This window comes from Roseovarius sp. JB2-10, from assembly GCF_055693585.1.
This window is the reverse complement of the sequence record NZ_CM146337.1, coordinates 930,089-945,412: the sequence shown is the minus strand read 5'-3', so window position 1 is coordinate 945,412 and position 15,324 is coordinate 930,089. Positions and strand designations below refer to the sequence as shown.

At 55.9% G+C, this 15,324-nt stretch carries 11 protein-coding genes; 6 read left to right on the top strand and 5 right to left on the bottom strand.

What is annotated here, in order from left to right:
• Positions 1–2 precede the first annotated feature (2 nt).
• Together infB and ACZ1HJ_RS04715 are read left to right on the top strand one after the other, a co-directional pair.
• A complete protein-coding gene (gene infB, locus ACZ1HJ_RS04720; protein ID WP_472721180.1) occupies positions 3–2,492 on the top strand; it encodes a translation initiation factor IF-2 in 2,490 nt (829 codons plus the stop codon).
• Positions 2,493–2,665: 173 nt separating this feature from the next.
• Positions 2,666–3,094, top strand: a complete 429-nt coding sequence (locus tag ACZ1HJ_RS04715; protein WP_472721179.1) for a hypothetical protein — start codon at positions 2,666–2,668, stop codon at positions 3,092–3,094.
• A 112-nt stretch (positions 3,095–3,206) separates the two neighbouring features.
• On the opposite strand, the gene mutT is transcribed toward ACZ1HJ_RS04715, so the two are convergent.
• The 3 genes from mutT to ACZ1HJ_RS04700 are packed head-to-tail and all read right to left on the bottom strand — an operon-like array spanning position 3,207 to position 5,691.
• Positions 3,207–3,605 carry an 8-oxo-dGTP diphosphatase MutT gene (gene mutT, locus ACZ1HJ_RS04710; RefSeq protein ID WP_472721178.1) on the bottom strand — a complete coding sequence of 133 codons (399 nt, stop codon included), beginning with the start codon at positions 3,603–3,605 and terminating at the stop codon, positions 3,207–3,209.
• Entirely contained in the window at positions 3,602–4,831 is a 1,230-nt protein-coding gene (gene argJ, locus ACZ1HJ_RS04705) for a bifunctional glutamate N-acetyltransferase/amino-acid acetyltransferase ArgJ (RefSeq protein ID WP_472721177.1), read from the bottom strand. Before argJ ends, mutT begins: the two co-directional genes overlap by 4 nt.
• 2 nt (positions 4,832–4,833) lie before the next feature.
• Positions 4,834–5,691 (bottom strand): peptidylprolyl isomerase, encoded by an 858-nt coding sequence (locus ACZ1HJ_RS04700; RefSeq protein WP_472721176.1) that lies wholly within the window; start codon positions 5,689–5,691, stop codon positions 4,834–4,836.
• A 190-nt stretch (positions 5,692–5,881) separates the two neighbouring features.
• Here ACZ1HJ_RS04700 and secA point away from each other — a divergent pair, with 190 nt between their 5' ends.
• The 3 genes from secA to ACZ1HJ_RS04685 all read left to right on the top strand — a co-directional run bounded on the left by secA (position 5,882) and on the right by ACZ1HJ_RS04685 (position 11,303).
• Positions 5,882–8,581, top strand: a complete 2,700-nt coding sequence (gene secA, locus ACZ1HJ_RS04695; RefSeq protein WP_472721175.1) for a preprotein translocase subunit SecA — start codon at positions 5,882–5,884, stop codon at positions 8,579–8,581.
• Between the two features lie 99 nt (positions 8,582–8,680).
• Positions 8,681–9,718 carry a hypothetical protein gene (locus tag ACZ1HJ_RS04690; protein ID WP_472721174.1) on the top strand — a complete coding sequence of 346 codons (1,038 nt, stop codon included), beginning with the start codon at positions 8,681–8,683 and terminating at the stop codon, positions 9,716–9,718.
• 25 nt (positions 9,719–9,743) lie between these two features.
• The gene (locus ACZ1HJ_RS04685; RefSeq protein ID WP_472721173.1) at positions 9,744–11,303 is read left to right on the top strand and encodes a substrate-binding domain-containing protein; all 1,560 of its coding nucleotides are present in this window, start codon (positions 9,744–9,746) and stop codon (positions 11,301–11,303) included.
• 31 nt (positions 11,304–11,334) lie between these two features.
• Here ACZ1HJ_RS04685 and dnaJ read toward each other — a convergent pair whose 3' ends face one another.
• A complete protein-coding gene (gene dnaJ / locus ACZ1HJ_RS04680) occupies positions 11,335–12,480 on the bottom strand; it encodes a molecular chaperone DnaJ (RefSeq protein ID WP_472721172.1) in 1,146 nt (381 codons plus the stop codon).
• Positions 12,481–12,560: 80 nt separating this feature from the next.
• Positions 12,561–14,471, bottom strand: a complete 1,911-nt coding sequence (gene dnaK / locus ACZ1HJ_RS04675; RefSeq protein WP_472721171.1) for a molecular chaperone DnaK — start codon at positions 14,469–14,471, stop codon at positions 12,561–12,563.
• A 208-nt stretch (positions 14,472–14,679) separates the two neighbouring features.
• Between dnaK and ACZ1HJ_RS04670 the strand changes: the two genes are divergently transcribed.
• Positions 14,680–15,288, top strand: a complete 609-nt coding sequence (locus ACZ1HJ_RS04670) for an alpha-ketoglutarate-dependent dioxygenase AlkB family protein (RefSeq protein ID WP_472721170.1) — start codon at positions 14,680–14,682, stop codon at positions 15,286–15,288.
• The last annotated feature ends 36 nt before the right edge of the window (positions 15,289–15,324 follow it).

Sequence of the window (15,324 nt, the reverse complement as noted above, 5' to 3'; positions counted from 1 at the left end):
AGATGAGCGACAACGACGGAAAGAAAACACTGGGCGTTCGTGGTGGTCCCCGCGCGGGGAATGTGAAGCAAAGCTTCAGCCATGGCCGGACCAAGAACGTCGTGGTGGAAACCAAGCGCAAACGCATCGTCAAACCAGCGGCGGGTGCGTCCAGTTCTGCTGTGCCTTCCAAGTCCACGGCACCGGGCAGCTCGGCCAAACGTCCTGCAGGCATCTCCGACGCGGAGATGGAACGCCGGATGAAGGCGTTGCAGGCTGCTAAGGAGCGCGAAGTAGAGGATGCTGCGAAGCGCGAAGCCGAAGAGCAGGAGCGCGAAGCTGATCGTAAGCGTCGCCGCGAAGAGGCGGAAGCGAAAGAGCGCGAAGAACAAGAGCGTGCCGAGCGGGCCAAGGCGAAAGCCGAGGCAGATGAACGTGCGAAGGCCGAAGCCGTCGCCGCGGCACAGCAAGCTGCCGCTGCCGCCGCTCAGCCCGCGGCAGCGCCTCCGCAGGAACGTGGTTCTGCGCCTGCGAAATCAGCGCCGGTACCACGCAAGCAAGACAAGGATCGTGATCAGCAACGTCGCGGCAAGGGTCGCGGTGATGACGGACGACGTTCTGGTAAGCTGACCCTGAACCAGGCGCTTTCGGGTGGCGAAGGCGGGCGTCAGAAATCGCTTGCTGCGATGAAGCGTAAGCAAGAGCGCGCGCGTCAAAAGGCGATGGGCGGCAATGTTGAGCGCGAAAAGGTTGTTCGTGAAGTCCAGTTGCCTGAGACCATTGTTGTCTCTGAACTGGCAAACCGCATGGCGGAACGCGTTGGTGATGTCGTCAAGGCGTTGATGAATAACGGTATGATGGTCACGCAGAACGAACCGATTGATGCGGATACGGCGGAACTGATCATCGAAGAGTTTGGTCATAACGTTGTGCGCGTAAGTGACGCTGACGTCGAAGACGTAATTGATCAGGTTGAAGACAAGGAAGAAGACCTCGAGGCGCGTCCGCCCGTGATCACCATCATGGGCCATGTTGACCATGGTAAGACGTCGCTTCTGGACGCCATTCGCGACGCCAAGGTTGTTGCTGGCGAGGCGGGCGGCATTACGCAGCATATCGGCGCGTATCAGGTGACCACCGATGGCGGCACTGTGCTGAGTTTCCTCGACACACCCGGCCACGCGGCGTTTACGTCGATGCGCGCGCGTGGTGCCCAGGTGACCGATATCGTTGTGTTGGTTGTCGCGGCAGACGATGCCGTGATGCCGCAGACCATCGAGGCGATTAACCACGCAAAGGCGGCCGAAGTGCCGATGATCGTCGCAATCAACAAGGTTGATCTCCCGGCGGCGGACCCGGACAAAGTGCGTTCGGATCTTTTGCGTCATGAAGTGATCGTCGAAGCCATGTCGGGTGAGGTTCAGGATGTGGAAGTGTCCGCCGCAACCGGTCAGGGGCTTGATGCTTTGCTGGAAGCGATTGCGCTGCAAGCCGAAATTCTTGAGCTGAAGGCCAACCCGAATCGCGCCGCTGAAGGGGCCGTGATCGAGGCGCAACTGGATGTGGGTCGTGGGCCTGTGGCAACGGTTCTGGTTCAGAACGGCACGCTGCGTCAGGGCGATATTTTCGTTGTGGGTGAGCAATACGGTAAAGTCCGCGCGCTGATCAATGACCGTGGTGACCGCGTGGAGGAGGCTGGTCCTTCAGTGCCTGTTGAGGTTCTGGGTCTGAACGGCACGCCGGAAGCGGGCGACGTGTTGAACGTTGTCTCAACCGACGCCCAAGCCCGCGAAATCGCTGAATACCGCGAAAAGGCCGCCAAAGACCGCCGCGCTGCTGCGGGTGCGGCCACGTCACTTGAACAGTTGATGGCCAACGCCAAGGAAAACGAAAACGTGTCGGAGATGCCGATATTGGTCAAGGCCGATGTGCAGGGCTCCGCTGAGGCGATCGTTCAGGCGATGGAAAAAATCGGCAACGAAGAAGTGCGCGTTCGCGTGCTGCATTCGGGCGTCGGGGCAATCACGGAATCCGATATCGGTCTGGCGGAAGCCTCGGGCGCACCCGTCTTTGGCTTTAACGTTCGGGCAAATACACCCGCGCGCAACAGCGCCAATCAAAAGGGTGTCGAGATCCGGTATTATTCGGTGATCTACGATTTGGTTGATGATGTGAAAGCTGCGGCGTCGGGTCTGTTGGGCGCGGAAATCCGCGAAAACTTCATCGGATATGCGCAGATCAAAGAGGTCTTCAAGGTCACAGGCGTCGGCAAGGTTGCTGGCTGTCTGGTAACCGAAGGGGTTGCGCGCCGCTCGGCCGGTGTACGCCTTCTGCGCGACGATGTTGTGATCCACGAAGGCACCCTGAAAACGCTCAAGCGTTTCAAGGATGAGGTGCCTGAGGTTCAGTCCGGTCAGGAATGCGGCATGGCGTTTGAGAACTACGACGATATTCGCGCCAATGACGTGATCGAAATCTTTGAGCGTGAGGAAATCGAACGTACGCTTGAGTGATTTCAAGGTTATTCTGATTGAAAAGGGCCGGTTCTTCCGGCCCTTTTTCGTTGATCGGAGACTTGGTTTTTGTGGTCTAGGTACGGAATGCGGACGAAGTTGCCGTCCAAACCCAGAGCGAATAGATAGTTATCGATCGCGTAGGGGGCGGCTAACGAGCGGGGTTATTGGTCTTGAAGCTGCGTAGAGTACTTAAAGTAAGCTTTGGAATAATTGCGGTCCTTCTTGTTTTGGTCGGTTTAAGTCTGCTCAACTCCTTCAAGCGTTTTGATCTACTCTTCAATCCCATAGTCAACGAGATCAGAAATGATAAACAACCATATGGCTGGGGGGAACGTGTTGCTCTTATTCCAGCGCAATTCGCTTTAGGTGAACAGCGAGAAGATGTTTTTGAAAAGCTGAATGATGCCGGGTTCGAATACATACCAAGCTCTCAAGTTTGGAGCCAACATCAGGGCGAAGTGGTCTTAGGACGTGAAATATTTTCTCGCGAAGCCAGCCGTTTTCCCTGTAATATTCGAATGTACGTTTTCATAGGCTTTGATGAGCACGGAAGTCTCGAATTTGCGCAAGGCACTCAACATGAGCGTGGATGCTTGTAGCCACGAGGTTTGGCCTTCTTTGTTAGGAGAAACCAACATTGAGCCCGGAAGATTTTGGCCCGTCATACGCGTTTGCATTGGGCTTAAACCGGATCTTTAATATTCCGCTTAACTAGAGCCAGTCACGCAGGATAGGGATCAGGGGGATATCTGCAGGTGGCATTGGGTAGTCGCGCAGGTCACCGGGACGGGCCCATTTCAGTGTTTGGCCCTCTTTGCCTTGGGGTTGTCCTTCCCATTTGCGACAGACAAAGAGCGGCATCAGCAGGTGGAACGTTTCATAGCTGTGGCTTGCAAAGGTCAGCGGTGCAAGGCAGCTGGCCCACGTATCGATGCCAAGCTCCTCCTGTAACTCTCGGATCAACGCAGCTTCGGGCGTTTCGCCGGGCTCGACTTTGCCGCCGGGAAACTCCCACAGTCCTGCCATGGATTTCCCTTCAGGTCGTTGCGCCAGAAGGATGCGCCCGTCGACATCGATCAACGCAACCGCAGACACCAGAACGGTCTTCATGAGCGGTAGTCAGCGTTGATGGTGATGTAGCCATGAGTCAGATCGCAGGTCCAGACCACGGCTGTTCCGCCGCCCAGGCCGAGATCGACGTGAATTTCGAGCTCCTGGTTTTTCATATAGGTGGCGGCAGCACTTTCGTCATAATCCGGGCTGACCCAGCCTTCGCTCGCGACAAGGATGTCGCCAAAACGGATCGACAGCATATCGCGATCTGCCCGCGCGCCAGATTTCCCGATGGCCATGACAACCCGCCCCCAATTCGGGTCTTCGCCCGCGATGGCGGTTTTCACCAACGGAGAGTTAGCGATGGCCAACGCGTGGGTGCGTGCCTCTTCGTCGCTGGCAGCACCGGTGACGGACACGGCGACAAACTTGGTCGCTCCCTCACCGTCGCGGACCACCTGGTGCGCCAGATCCAGCATGACCTGACGCAAGCCTTCCATAAAGCCGAGGCTGCTTTCGGTGATGCGGATGCCCGAGGCGCCGGTGGCAGCAACCAACAACGTGTCAGACGTTGATGTGTCGCTGTCGACGGTGATGCAATTGAAGGTTTTTCGATTTAGCGCGCTGACCATGGATTGCAGCACGGCCTGATCCACCAGCGCATCGGTGAAGATGTATACCAGCATGGTTGCCATATCCGGCGCGATCATGCCCGAACCCTTGGCGATTCCAGCGATCCGGATCTTCTGGCCGTCAACCGTCACTGTGGTTTGCGACCCTTTTGGAAACGTGTCAGTGGTCATGATGGCGCGCGCTGCATCGCTGATACCGCCCGCTGACAAACCTTTGGTCAACTGGTTCAGTTTTGTTGTGATCATGTCATGGGGCAGAGGTTCGCCTATGACCCCGGTCGAAGAGGTCAGAACGCGGTTTTCCGGAACACCCAAAGCCTTGGCTGTCGTTTCTGTAAGCGCTTTCACCGATGCCATGCCGTGACGACCGGTAAACGCGTTTGCGTTGCCGGAATTTACCAAAATGGCCGCCCCATCCTTGGATGAAAGACCAATCTTGTCCTGGCAGTCCAAAACGGCGGCGGAGCGGGTAACAGAACGCGTGAACACACCGGCAATGGTTGTCCCCTTTGCCAGCTTCGCAAGCATCACGTCAGGGCGGTCGCGATATTTGATGCCCGCCTCAGTCACGGCAAATTCCACGCCAGCAATTTCTGGCAAGTCCGGAAAGACATCAGGCGCGAGAGGGGACCGGGGAGGCGTTGCGCCCATGGCTATTTCTCCAGAATATCAGAACTCTTAATCACTGCCTGATTGATAGCATCTGCACCGGTGCGGTCAATTTCGGTTTGTGCTTCGCGTTCTTTTAGCAGGTCTTGAAACTGTGTTTCCCGGATATCCTCTTCGAGTTGCTCGCGCACCTGATCAAGGGTTGGAATGACGGTTTCGCGCGTTTCAATCAGCTTAATCACATGCCAGCCAAATTGCGTCTCAACCGGTGGAGATACCTCGCCGTCCCCCAGCGCCTGGACGGCGGTGAAGAATGCCTCGACCATTACGCCAGCGCCAAACCAGCCCAGATCACCGCCATTTGGCCCGGAAGGACCTGTGGAGCGGTTTTGGGCGAGGTTTGCGAAATTGGCGCCATCCTCAAGCTCTGTGATGATCGCCTTTGCCTCTTCTTCAGTTTCTACAAGGATATGGGCGGCATGATACTCGGATTCGGGCGTTTGCCCGGCATAGTTCGCGTCGAACGCTGCTTGTAGCTGCGCTTCATCCAAAGGCTGATTTGTGATGTTTTCAATGGCTTCTGATGCCAAAATGGCGCGGCGTTCGTTTTCGATCCTCAGCCGCGTCATCAACGCAGGCTCGTCGCCGACCACCTGCATCAGCAATGTCTGTTGGATGAGTTGATCCAGGATGCCGTTGAACAGGACCTCGTCCGGCAACTCATTGTAATGGGGCGGCAGACCTGACCGCAGCGCAAGCATGTGGCCCAGTGTGATTTCGGTATCGCCAACTTTGGCCACGACTGTGGCAGCCGTAGGCTCATCCTGCGCCTGGGCAGGGATGGTGAATGCAAGAGCGGCGACGGTCACAGCCGTTGCCAGAATCCGCGGGCGGTTGAACATGGTATTCTTCCTTTGTGGACACTGCTATGGATTTCGCGTGGGACCGCGACGTTGACACTGTACCAACGGCCCCTTACATCGCCTTAAGATGAAGGCATACTCGCTATCTTACCCTCGTTGTACGGTGGTGCGGAATGCGGGGCAAGCGAATGCCTTTCACGTATTGTCAAATGACCGGAACGGATAAAACATGCTGGGTATCGGAACAGTCGCCAAAAAGATTTTCGGCACCCCGAATGACCGCAAAATTAAAGCAACACAGCCTTTGGTCGACAAGATCAATGCGCTTGAGCCAGAATTCGAAGCGCTGAGCGATGAAGGCTTGATTGAAAAGACACGCGAATTTCAAAAACGCGTGGCAGAGGGCGAAAGCCTTGATGATCTGTTGCCTGAAGCTTTTGCCAATTGCCGCGAAGGTGCGCGTCGTGCCTTGGGCTTGCGTGCGTTTGATGTGCAGTTGATGGGCGGAATTTTCCTGCATCAGGGCAACATATCCGAAATGAAGACGGGTGAAGGGAAGACGCTTGTGGCGACCTTCCCGTCTTATTTGAATGCGCTTTCAGGTAAAGGCGTGCACATCGTCACGGTCAACGACTACCTGGCCAAGCGTGATGCGGCCTGGATGGGCAAAGTCTACGAAGCATTGGGAATGACGACAGGCGTTGTTTACCCACAGCAGCCTGACAGTGAAAAGCAAGCGGCCTATGGCGCCGATGTTACTTATGCAACCAACAACGAACTGGGCTTCGACTATCTGCGCGACAATATGAAGTCCAATCTCGAGGAAATGCACCAGCGCGGGCATAATTTTGCCGTCGTCGACGAAGTTGACAGTATTCTGATCGACGAAGCGCGGACCCCCCTAATCATTTCGGGGCCCGCTCAGGACCGTAGTGATCTCTATGTTGCCATCGACAAGGTGATCCCTGAACTGTCGGAAGAGCATTACACGATTGATGAAAAGGCGCGCAGTGCCTCCTTTACCGATGAAGGTAATGAGTTTCTGGAAGCTCTGTTGCTGGAAAAGGAACTGCTGCCGGAAGGTCAGTCACTTTACGATCCGGAGAGCACGACGATCGTACACCACGTCAATCAGGGTCTGCGCGCACACAAGATGTTTTCACGTGACAAGGATTATATCGTGCGCGATGGCGAAGTTGTTCTGATCGATGAATTCACCGGCCGCATGATGACCGGACGACGATTGTCGGAGGGCTTGCACCAGGCGATTGAGGCCAAAGAAGGCTGTGATATCCAACCTGAAAACGTCACGATGGCGCAGGTTACGTTCCAGAATTATTTCCGGCTCTATAACCGTCTGTCTGGTATGACCGGGACGGCCGCGACCGAGGCAGAGGAATTTTCAGAGATCTATGGTTTGGGCGTGGTCGAAGTACCGACCAACAAGCCAATCGCTCGGGTTGATCGCGACGATGCCGTCTATCGCAATGCCGAGGATAAATACAAAGCCATCATCGAATCGATTCAGGAAGCACATGCCAAAGGTCAGCCGATCCTTGTGGGTACAACCTCGATCGAAAAATCGGAACTGCTCAGCCAGTTGCTGACGTCCGCCAACGTCAAACACAACGTTCTGAACGCACGCCAACATGAACAGGAAGCTCAGATCGTTGCGGATGCCGGTAAACTGAATGCCGTTACGATCGCGACCAACATGGCTGGTCGCGGGACAGACATACAGTTGGGCGGCAATGTGGATATGAAGGTGATGGAAGCGCTGGCGGAAAATCCGGACGCTGATCCGGAAGCGCTTCATCAAAAGATCGAAGCTGAACATGCGGGCGAGAAGGAAACGGTATTGGAGGCCGGTGGTCTGTTTGTCCTTGCGACCGAACGGCACGAAAGCCGTCGGATCGATAACCAGCTGCGCGGTCGGTCCGGGCGTCAGGGCGATCCGGGACTTTCGGCTTTTTTCCTGAGCCTTGATGATGATCTGATGCGTATCTTTGGCTCAGAGCGGCTGGAGAAAGTCCTGTCCGGTCTGGGTATGAAAGAGGGTGAAGCGATCATTCACCCATGGGTCAACAAATCGCTGGAACGCGCGCAAGCCAAGGTTGAAGGCCGCAACTTCGATATTCGCAAGCAGCTTCTCAAGTTTGACGACGTGATGAACGAACAGCGCAAAGTGATCTTCAAGCAGCGCCTCGACATTATGGAAACGTCCGACCTTTCGGAGATCGTTCAGGACATGCGGAACGAGGTTATCGATGACCTTGTGGATACGCATATGCCGCCGAAATCATATGCAGACCAGTGGGACGTGGAAGGGCTGAAAGCCTCGGTTATCGAGCAGCTTAGTCTGGACGTGCCCGTTGATGAATGGGCCGCGGAAGAGGGTGTAGACGACGAAGAAATTGCTGAGCGTCTTGAAAAATCCGCCGATGAGATGATGGCGCAAAAGGCAGCGCAGTTTGGCTCAGAAAACATGCGCATGATCGAAAAACAGATCCTGCTGCAAACCATTGATACCAAGTGGCGCGAGCATTTGCTGACATTGGAGCATCTGCGCAGCGTTGTCGGTTTCCGGGGATATGCACAGCGCGATCCGCTCAATGAATACAAGAACGAGGCGTTTCAACTCTTTGAAACCATGCTGGATACTTTGCGTCAGGATGTGACCCAGAAACTGGGACAAATCAGACCAATGACGGAAGAAGAACAAGAGCAAATGCTGGCGCAGGTGGCCGAGCAACGCGCCGCGATGGAAGAAGCAGCGGCGGCAGCGGGCGCACCTGTCGGCAACCCTGCCGTGGCGGCAAATGGCTTTGTTGAGGATGATCCATCTACCTGGGGCAACCCGGGGCGCAACGAAACCTGCCCGTGTGGGTCCGGAAAAAAGTTCAAACACTGTCACGGTCGTCTTGCCTAATACACGAGGCTGCCACATGGCTGCCTGATTCATTCCCCAAGCCTGCCATTTTCCCTAATTATGGCTATCCCCAACCTTTCGTAGGTGTGGGAGAGTGTAATGCTGAAGAAGAAGATCAACCCCAGACGGGTTATCACCGTCGGCGGCACTCTTTTTTGTGCCTGGGGCATAGGTTTTTTGATGCAAAGCAACGCTCAGGAAGTCCTGCCGCAAGCGAGTGGGCTTCCCGCCCCTGAAGTGGCGGTTGAACCGTTAGTACAAAACGAGCAAACGACGCCTTCAGAGCCGGTCGAAATCTCTGAAATCAAGCTGACAAGTGCCGTTTCAGTGCCGTTTATGCCAACATCCATGCCTGCGTTCTTGTCAGATGCGCCTATTGTGGCCGTGAAACTCACCCAAGATGCGCCGAGTGCGCCGATCGCGGATATGTTGACCGAAGAAGACGCGCCGACATTCGCGTGTGAGCACACTGTAACGGCAGAACCAGCCGCAGCGGCGATGGTGACGCTGACGTTGAACGCGCCCTGCATGGTCAATGACCGATTCACCGTCCACCATAACGGCATGATGTTTACGGATATCACCGACGAAAAGGGCCAAATCACCCTCGATGTGCCCGCTTTGGCGCGTGATGCGGTCTATATCGTCTCGTTTTCCAACGGCGAAGGGGCCGTTGCCAAGACAACAGTGACATCTTTGGAATATTATGATCGTGTTGTTGTCCAATGGACGGGCGACAGTGGCTTGCAGATTCATGCGCTTGAATATGGTGCGGATTACCAAGAGTCGGGTCATGTTTGGCGTGAAGACGCCGGTGACGTTTCGGTTGCGGCCCGCGGTGAAGGCGGATTTGTCAGCAGATACGGCGCTGAAGACACCGATAACGCCCGAATTGCCGAAGTATACACCTTTCCTTCCGGCACAACGGCGCGTGGAGGTCGTGTGTCGCTGAGTGTCGAAACTGAAATAACGGCATCGAATTGCGGGCGTGATATCGAGGCCCAATCCCTGCAATTGAGCAGCGAAGGATCGCTGAAGGTTCAGGACGTGGTGTTGGCGATCCCCGCCTGTGACGCCATTGGTGACTTTCTAGTGTTGAAAAACTTGCTGAATGACCTGAAGATCGCTCGGAACTGATCCACGAGTTCCGAGGGCTCCTTTGATGGCAATGATGCGTGCGGCGGTTTTCGCCGCACTTCTCTTTCTTTTTGGCGGCATGGCTGCTGTTGCGCAGGACGTGACGCTCACGTCGCGGGATGGCGACGTTGAGGTTTCGGGAAATCTGCTGGGGTTTGACGGCGAGTTCTACCGTGTTGATACGATCTACGGAGAGCTGACAGTCGACGGGTCTGGCGTGGTGTGCGAAGGACCGGGCTGTCCCAATCTTGAAAACTATATCGCCCGTATCACCTTTTCCGGCGCACCTACCATAGGCAGGGTTCTGATGCCCGCACTATTGGAAGCTTTCGCCATTCGCGGTGAATACGAATTGACGCGAGAGAACTTGCCAGATGGGCAATTTGTTATTCGATTGGCAGATCGCAAGGACAGCGCGGTTTTGGGAGAGTTCACCTTTCGACTGACCAATACGGATGAAGGTTTTGCCGACCTTCTGGCCAATGAAGCAGATGTTGCCATGACCCTTCGGGAAGTGCGGGCAGAGGAGTTAACGCGTGCCTATGAGGCCGGCTTGGGAGATCTACGGGCGCGCGGGCGCAGTCGGGTGCTGGCCCTGGATGCTTTGGTACCTGTCGTCGCACCCAGCAATCCGATTCAGGCGATAACCACACCCCAATTGGCGCAGGTTTTGGCTGGAACAGTCTCGAATTGGACAGAGCTTGGCGGCCCGAACGCGCCCATAAGCGTTCATCTGCATGATGCCGCGTCAGGATTGGGCCAGGCGACGGTTGATCGCCTCCTTGGTCCGGAAAATTTGGCGCTCCTCGACTCCGCAATCCGACACAAAGACAGCCGAGTCTTGGCAACTGCGGTGACGGATGACCCGTTTGCATTGGGCGTGACCAGCAGGTCAGAGACCGGCAACACATGGGAATTGGCGCTAAAGGGACAATGCGGCTTCGCCTTGAATGCCACCCGCCGTGCGGTCAAAACCGAAGACTACCCATTGACCGCGCCTATGTTTCTCTACCTGCCAGCCCGCCGGTTTCCAAAGCTGATGCGCGAGTTTTTGTCCTACATGCGTGATCCGTCCGCGCAGTTGGTGATCCGTCGCGCCGGATTTGTGGATCAAGCCCCTGAAGAGATCGATATCGATGCCCAAGGGGCCAGGTTTGCAAATGCGATTCTGCAGGCTGGAAATGAAGTGCGTCTGACGGAATTGCAGCGCATGGTGAGTACGCTCGCCCCACTCAAACGGCTGTCGACAACGTTTCGGTTTGAGGCAGGTTCGGCCCGCTTGGACGCGCAGTCCAGATCCAACGTGTTGCAGTTGGCACGTGCGATGGAAATTGGCATTTACGACGCGCGCCGTTTGGTTTTCGTGGGTTTCAGTGATGGAGAAGGGCCCGCCAATTCAAACCGCGCCATCGCGATGCGCCGGGCCAAGGCTGTCCAGGCGGCTGTTATTCAGGCCGCTGAAACGGCAAATCTGGATCGCATCGGTTTGGGCGTCGAGGCTTTTGGAGAGGCGATGCCGATGGCCTGCGACGACAGCGCATGGGGTCGACAAGTAAACCGTCGCGTTGAAGTTTGGGTGCGTTAGAGACGAAACGGCGGCAATTTTGGCGTGCTCGTTAACTCTTCATCGAATCCCAGAATGACTTGACCGAAGAGAAGAAGCTTTTGCTTTCCGGGTTGTTGTCTTCGCTCAAAGCTTCGAATTCACGCAGCAATTCTTTTTGTTTGGAGGTCAAGTTGACGGGCGTTTCCACCGCCAATTCGATCATCATGTCCCCGCTCGCTCCGCCGCGAAGAGCTGGCATGCCCTTGCTGCGCAAGCGCATTTGCCGGCCTGATTGGCTACCAGCGGGGATTTTTACGCGGCTACGGCCGCCATCGATCGTCGGCACCTCGATATCACCACCAAGTGCTGCCGCAGACATGGAAACGGGTACGCGACAAAACAGGTGGTTGTCTTGCCGTTCAAAGAGTTCGTGCGGCGTCACATCGATGAAGATGTATAGATCACCGGGTGGGCCACCACGCATCCCGGCCTCGCCATTGCCGGCCAGACGAATGCGGGTACCGGTTTCGACACCGGCAGGAATGTTCACGCTCAGTGCGCGGTCTTTTTCAATGCGACCGTGCCCTTGACAGGATTTACAGGGGTTGTTGATGATCTGCCCTAAACCCGAACAGGTTGGGCATGTGCGTTCAACGGTGAAAAACCCCTGCTGCGCACGTACTTTTCCCATGCCCGAACAGGTCGGGCATGTTGACGGTTCCGCCCCACCCTCTGCACCGGATCCCTCGCAGGCGTCGCAGGCGACAGCCGTAGGGACGTTAATGGTTTTTTGCAGGCCGGAATAGGCTTCTTCCAATGTTACGCGAAGATTGTAGCGCAGGTCAGAGCCGCGTGCCGCCCGACCGCGGCCGCCGCCACCGCCGCCGCGACCACCCATGAAATCACCAAAGAGATCGTCAAAGACATCCGAGAACGCGCTAGCAAAATCGCCCTGTCCGCCGCCTGGTCGACCGCCACCGCCCATGCCGCCTTCAAATGCAGCATGGCCAAACCGGTCATAGGCAGCCTTTTTGTCGGCGTCCTTTAGGACATCATAAGCTTCGCCCGCCTCTTTGAACTGCTGTTCCGAGTCGGGGTTGTCTTTGTTGCGGTCCGGGTGAAGCTCTTTCGCTTTGGTGCGGTAGGCTTTTTTGATTTCCTCAGCCGACGCGCCTTTGGAAATTCCAAGCACTTCGTAATAGTCACGTTTGGCCATTGGTGATCTCCTTATGCCGGAACGTATGGAGCCGGGCCCTATCCTGCTGGCCCAGCTCCAATGATTCCGTCAGGCGCACATCAAGCGCGCTTGTCGTCGTCGAGATCTTCGAAATCGGCATCGACGATATCGTCGTCACCGGCCCCGGCCTCATCTGCCGCCATTGGCTCGTCTTCGCCGTCTTCCTGAGCTGCCTTGTAGATGGCCTCACCCAGTTTCATGGCAGCTTCTGTCACGTTCTGGATGCCGGACTTGATCTTGTCGGCATTGTCGGTTTCCAGCTCGTCTTTCAGCGCGGCGATGGCCAACTCAATGGCTTCGATGGTAGTCGGGTCCACCTTGTCCGCGTGCTCTTCCATCGACTTTTCGGTCGAGTTGATCAAGCTTTCCGCCTGGTTGCGGGCTTCGACCAGTTCGCGACGTTCCTTATCGGCCTCCGCATTCTCTTCGGCATCCTGCACCATCTTTTCGATGTCCTCATCACTGAGGCCACCCGATGCTTGGATGGTGATCTTTTGCTCCTTGCCGGTGCCCTTGTCTTTGGCCTGTACCGAAACGATACCGTTGGCATCGATGTCAAAGGTCACCTCGATCTGTGGCATGCCGCGTGGTGCCGGCGGGATGTTTTCCAGATTGAACTGGCCCAGCATCTTGTTGTCCGCGGCCATCTCACGCTCGCCCTGGAACACCCGGATCGTTACGGCGTTCTGGTTATCTTCGGCGGTCGAAAAGATCTGACCTTTGTTGGTCGGGATCGTGGTGTTGCGATCGATCAGGCGGGTGAAAACACCGCCCAGGGTTTCGATACCAAGCGACAGAGGTGTTACGTCCAGAAGAACCACGTCTTTGACGTCGCCTTGCAGAACACCGGCCTGAATGGCGGCACCCATGGCAACGACTTCGTCCGGGTTGACACCCTTATGAGGCTCTTTACCGAAGAACTTGGTCACTTCTTCGATCACTTTGGGCATGCGGGTCATCCCGCCAACCAAAACGATTTCGTCCACCTCATTTGGCGCCATACCGGCATCTTTCAATGCGGCCTGACATGGCTTGATTGACGCTTTGATTAAATCACCCACCAGGCTTTCCAGCTTGGCGCGTGTCAGTTTCATAACCATGTGCAGCGGCGCGCCGTCTGAACCCATCGAGATGAAGGGCTGGTTGATTTCGGTTTGAGAGCTGCTGGAGAGTTCGATCTTGGCTTTCTCAGCGGCCTCTTTCAGGCGCTGCAGGGCCATTTTGTCTTTGGTCAGGTCGACGCCATGTTCTTTTTTGAACTCATCCGCGAGGTAGGTGACGATGCGCATGTCAAAGTCTTCACCCCCGAGGAAGGTGTCACCATTGGTCGACTTCACCTCAAACAGGCCATCGTCGATCTCAAGGATGGTCACGTCGAATGTACCACCACCAAGGTCATAGACCGCGATCGTATGTGTGTTTTCCTTGTCGAGACCATAGGCCAATGCGGCGGCTGTTGGCTCGTTGATGATGCGAAGCACTTCGAGGCCCGCGATCTTGCCAGCATCCTTGGTGGCCTGACGCTGTGCGTCGTTGAAATAGGCCGGAACGGTGATGACAGCCTGTGTTACGTCTTCGCCCAGATATGACTCTGCGGTTTCCTTCATCTTGCCGAGAATGAAGGCTGAGATTTGCGAGGGGCTGTATTTTTCACCCTGAGCTTCAACCCAGGCGTCGCCATTGCCGCCATCGATGACGTTGAATGGCATGTTCTTTTTGTCTTTGGCCAGATCCTTGTCGTCGGCGCGGCGGCCGATCAGGCGCTTGACGCCAAAGACAGTGTTTTCGGGGTTTGTGACTGCCTGGCGTTTTGCCGGCTGGCCCACAAGGCGTTCGTTTTCAGTGAACGCGACGATGGATGGTGTTGTGCGTGCACCTTCGGAGTTTTCGATGACGCGTGCCTGGCTACCATCCATGATGGCAACACAGGAGTTGGTTGTTCCGAGGTCAATACCGATGACTTTGGCCATTTTACGATCCCTTCTAACTTAGGCGATGTTGCGGTGGCCTGACCCGTTTTGGCATCAGGCTCCGGATATGTGGCAGATTCCAACAAAGGTTTCCGCGCTTCTGGGCGTATATAGGCAGGCAAAACTGCCCCTGCAACCACTGCAAGGGGGTGGATTTTGCAATTTTGCGCTAAATTAGTGGGCAAATGGCGGATCGACAGGAGACAGAATGCGAACACCAACGATTTCGATCCGGGGATTCCGTGTTTTCAAAGGGTTGTTAACACCTGACGCGCAGGTTGCTTTGGTAGGTGCATTGCGTGAGGTGGTGGCCGATGCCCCGCTTTTTTCGCCTGACACGCCATATGGTAAACCGATGTCAGTTCAAATGACGTCGGCGGGCAAATATGGATGGTTTTCTGACCGGTCCGGGTATCGCTATGCAGATACACATCCCGGTGGTACGGCCTGGCCCGCAATCCCTGACCCGGTGTTGGCGGTTTGGCATGATCTGGTCAGCACAGATCGCGATCCGGATTGTTGCCTGGTCAATTTCTACGGTGAAGGTGCCAGAATGGGCATGCATCAGGATCGCGATGAGGCTGACTTTACCTGGCCGGTCCTATCCGTGTCGTTGGGTGATGAAGGGCTCTTTCGGATCGGGAATGCGACACGCGGGGGAAAGACCGAATCTATCTGGCTGCAATCCGGAGATGTCGTTGTGATGGGCGGTGAGGCGCGACTGACGTATCACGGCGTGGACCGGATCAAGTTCGGGACGTCATCTTTGCTGCCAAAGGGCGGCCGGATAAACCTGACATGTCGGGTGGTTGATTAAATAATTGTGCAGAGGCGCGCGCAAACGCGCCCCTGC

What these genes read in the sequence shown, in the direction of transcription:
- ACZ1HJ_RS04690 (WP_472721174.1), top strand. Translation starts at nt 8,681, where the DNA reads ATGCTGAAGAAGAAGATCAACCCCAGACGGGTTATCACCGTCGGCGGC.
- dnaJ (WP_472721172.1), bottom strand. Translation starts at nt 12,480, where the DNA reads ATGGCCAAACGTGACTATTACGAAGTGCTTGGAATTTCCAAAGGCGCG.
- ACZ1HJ_RS04700 (WP_472721176.1), bottom strand. Translation starts at nt 5,691, where the DNA reads ATGTTCAACCGCCCGCGGATTCTGGCAACGGCTGTGACCGTCGCCGCT.
- mutT (WP_472721178.1), bottom strand. Translation starts at nt 3,605, where the DNA reads ATGAAGACCGTTCTGGTGTCTGCGGTTGCGTTGATCGATGTCGACGGG.
- ACZ1HJ_RS04685 (WP_472721173.1), top strand. Translation starts at nt 9,744, where the DNA reads ATGGCAATGATGCGTGCGGCGGTTTTCGCCGCACTTCTCTTTCTTTTT.
- dnaK (WP_472721171.1), bottom strand. Translation starts at nt 14,471, where the DNA reads ATGGCCAAAGTCATCGGTATTGACCTCGGAACAACCAACTCCTGTGTT.
- secA (WP_472721175.1), top strand. Translation starts at nt 5,882, where the DNA reads ATGCTGGGTATCGGAACAGTCGCCAAAAAGATTTTCGGCACCCCGAAT.
- ACZ1HJ_RS04670 (WP_472721170.1), top strand. Translation starts at nt 14,680, where the DNA reads ATGCGAACACCAACGATTTCGATCCGGGGATTCCGTGTTTTCAAAGGG.
- infB (WP_472721180.1), top strand. Translation starts at nt 3, where the DNA reads ATGAGCGACAACGACGGAAAGAAAACACTGGGCGTTCGTGGTGGTCCC.
- argJ (WP_472721177.1), bottom strand. Translation starts at nt 4,831, where the DNA reads ATGGGCGCAACGCCTCCCCGGTCCCCTCTCGCGCCTGATGTCTTTCCG.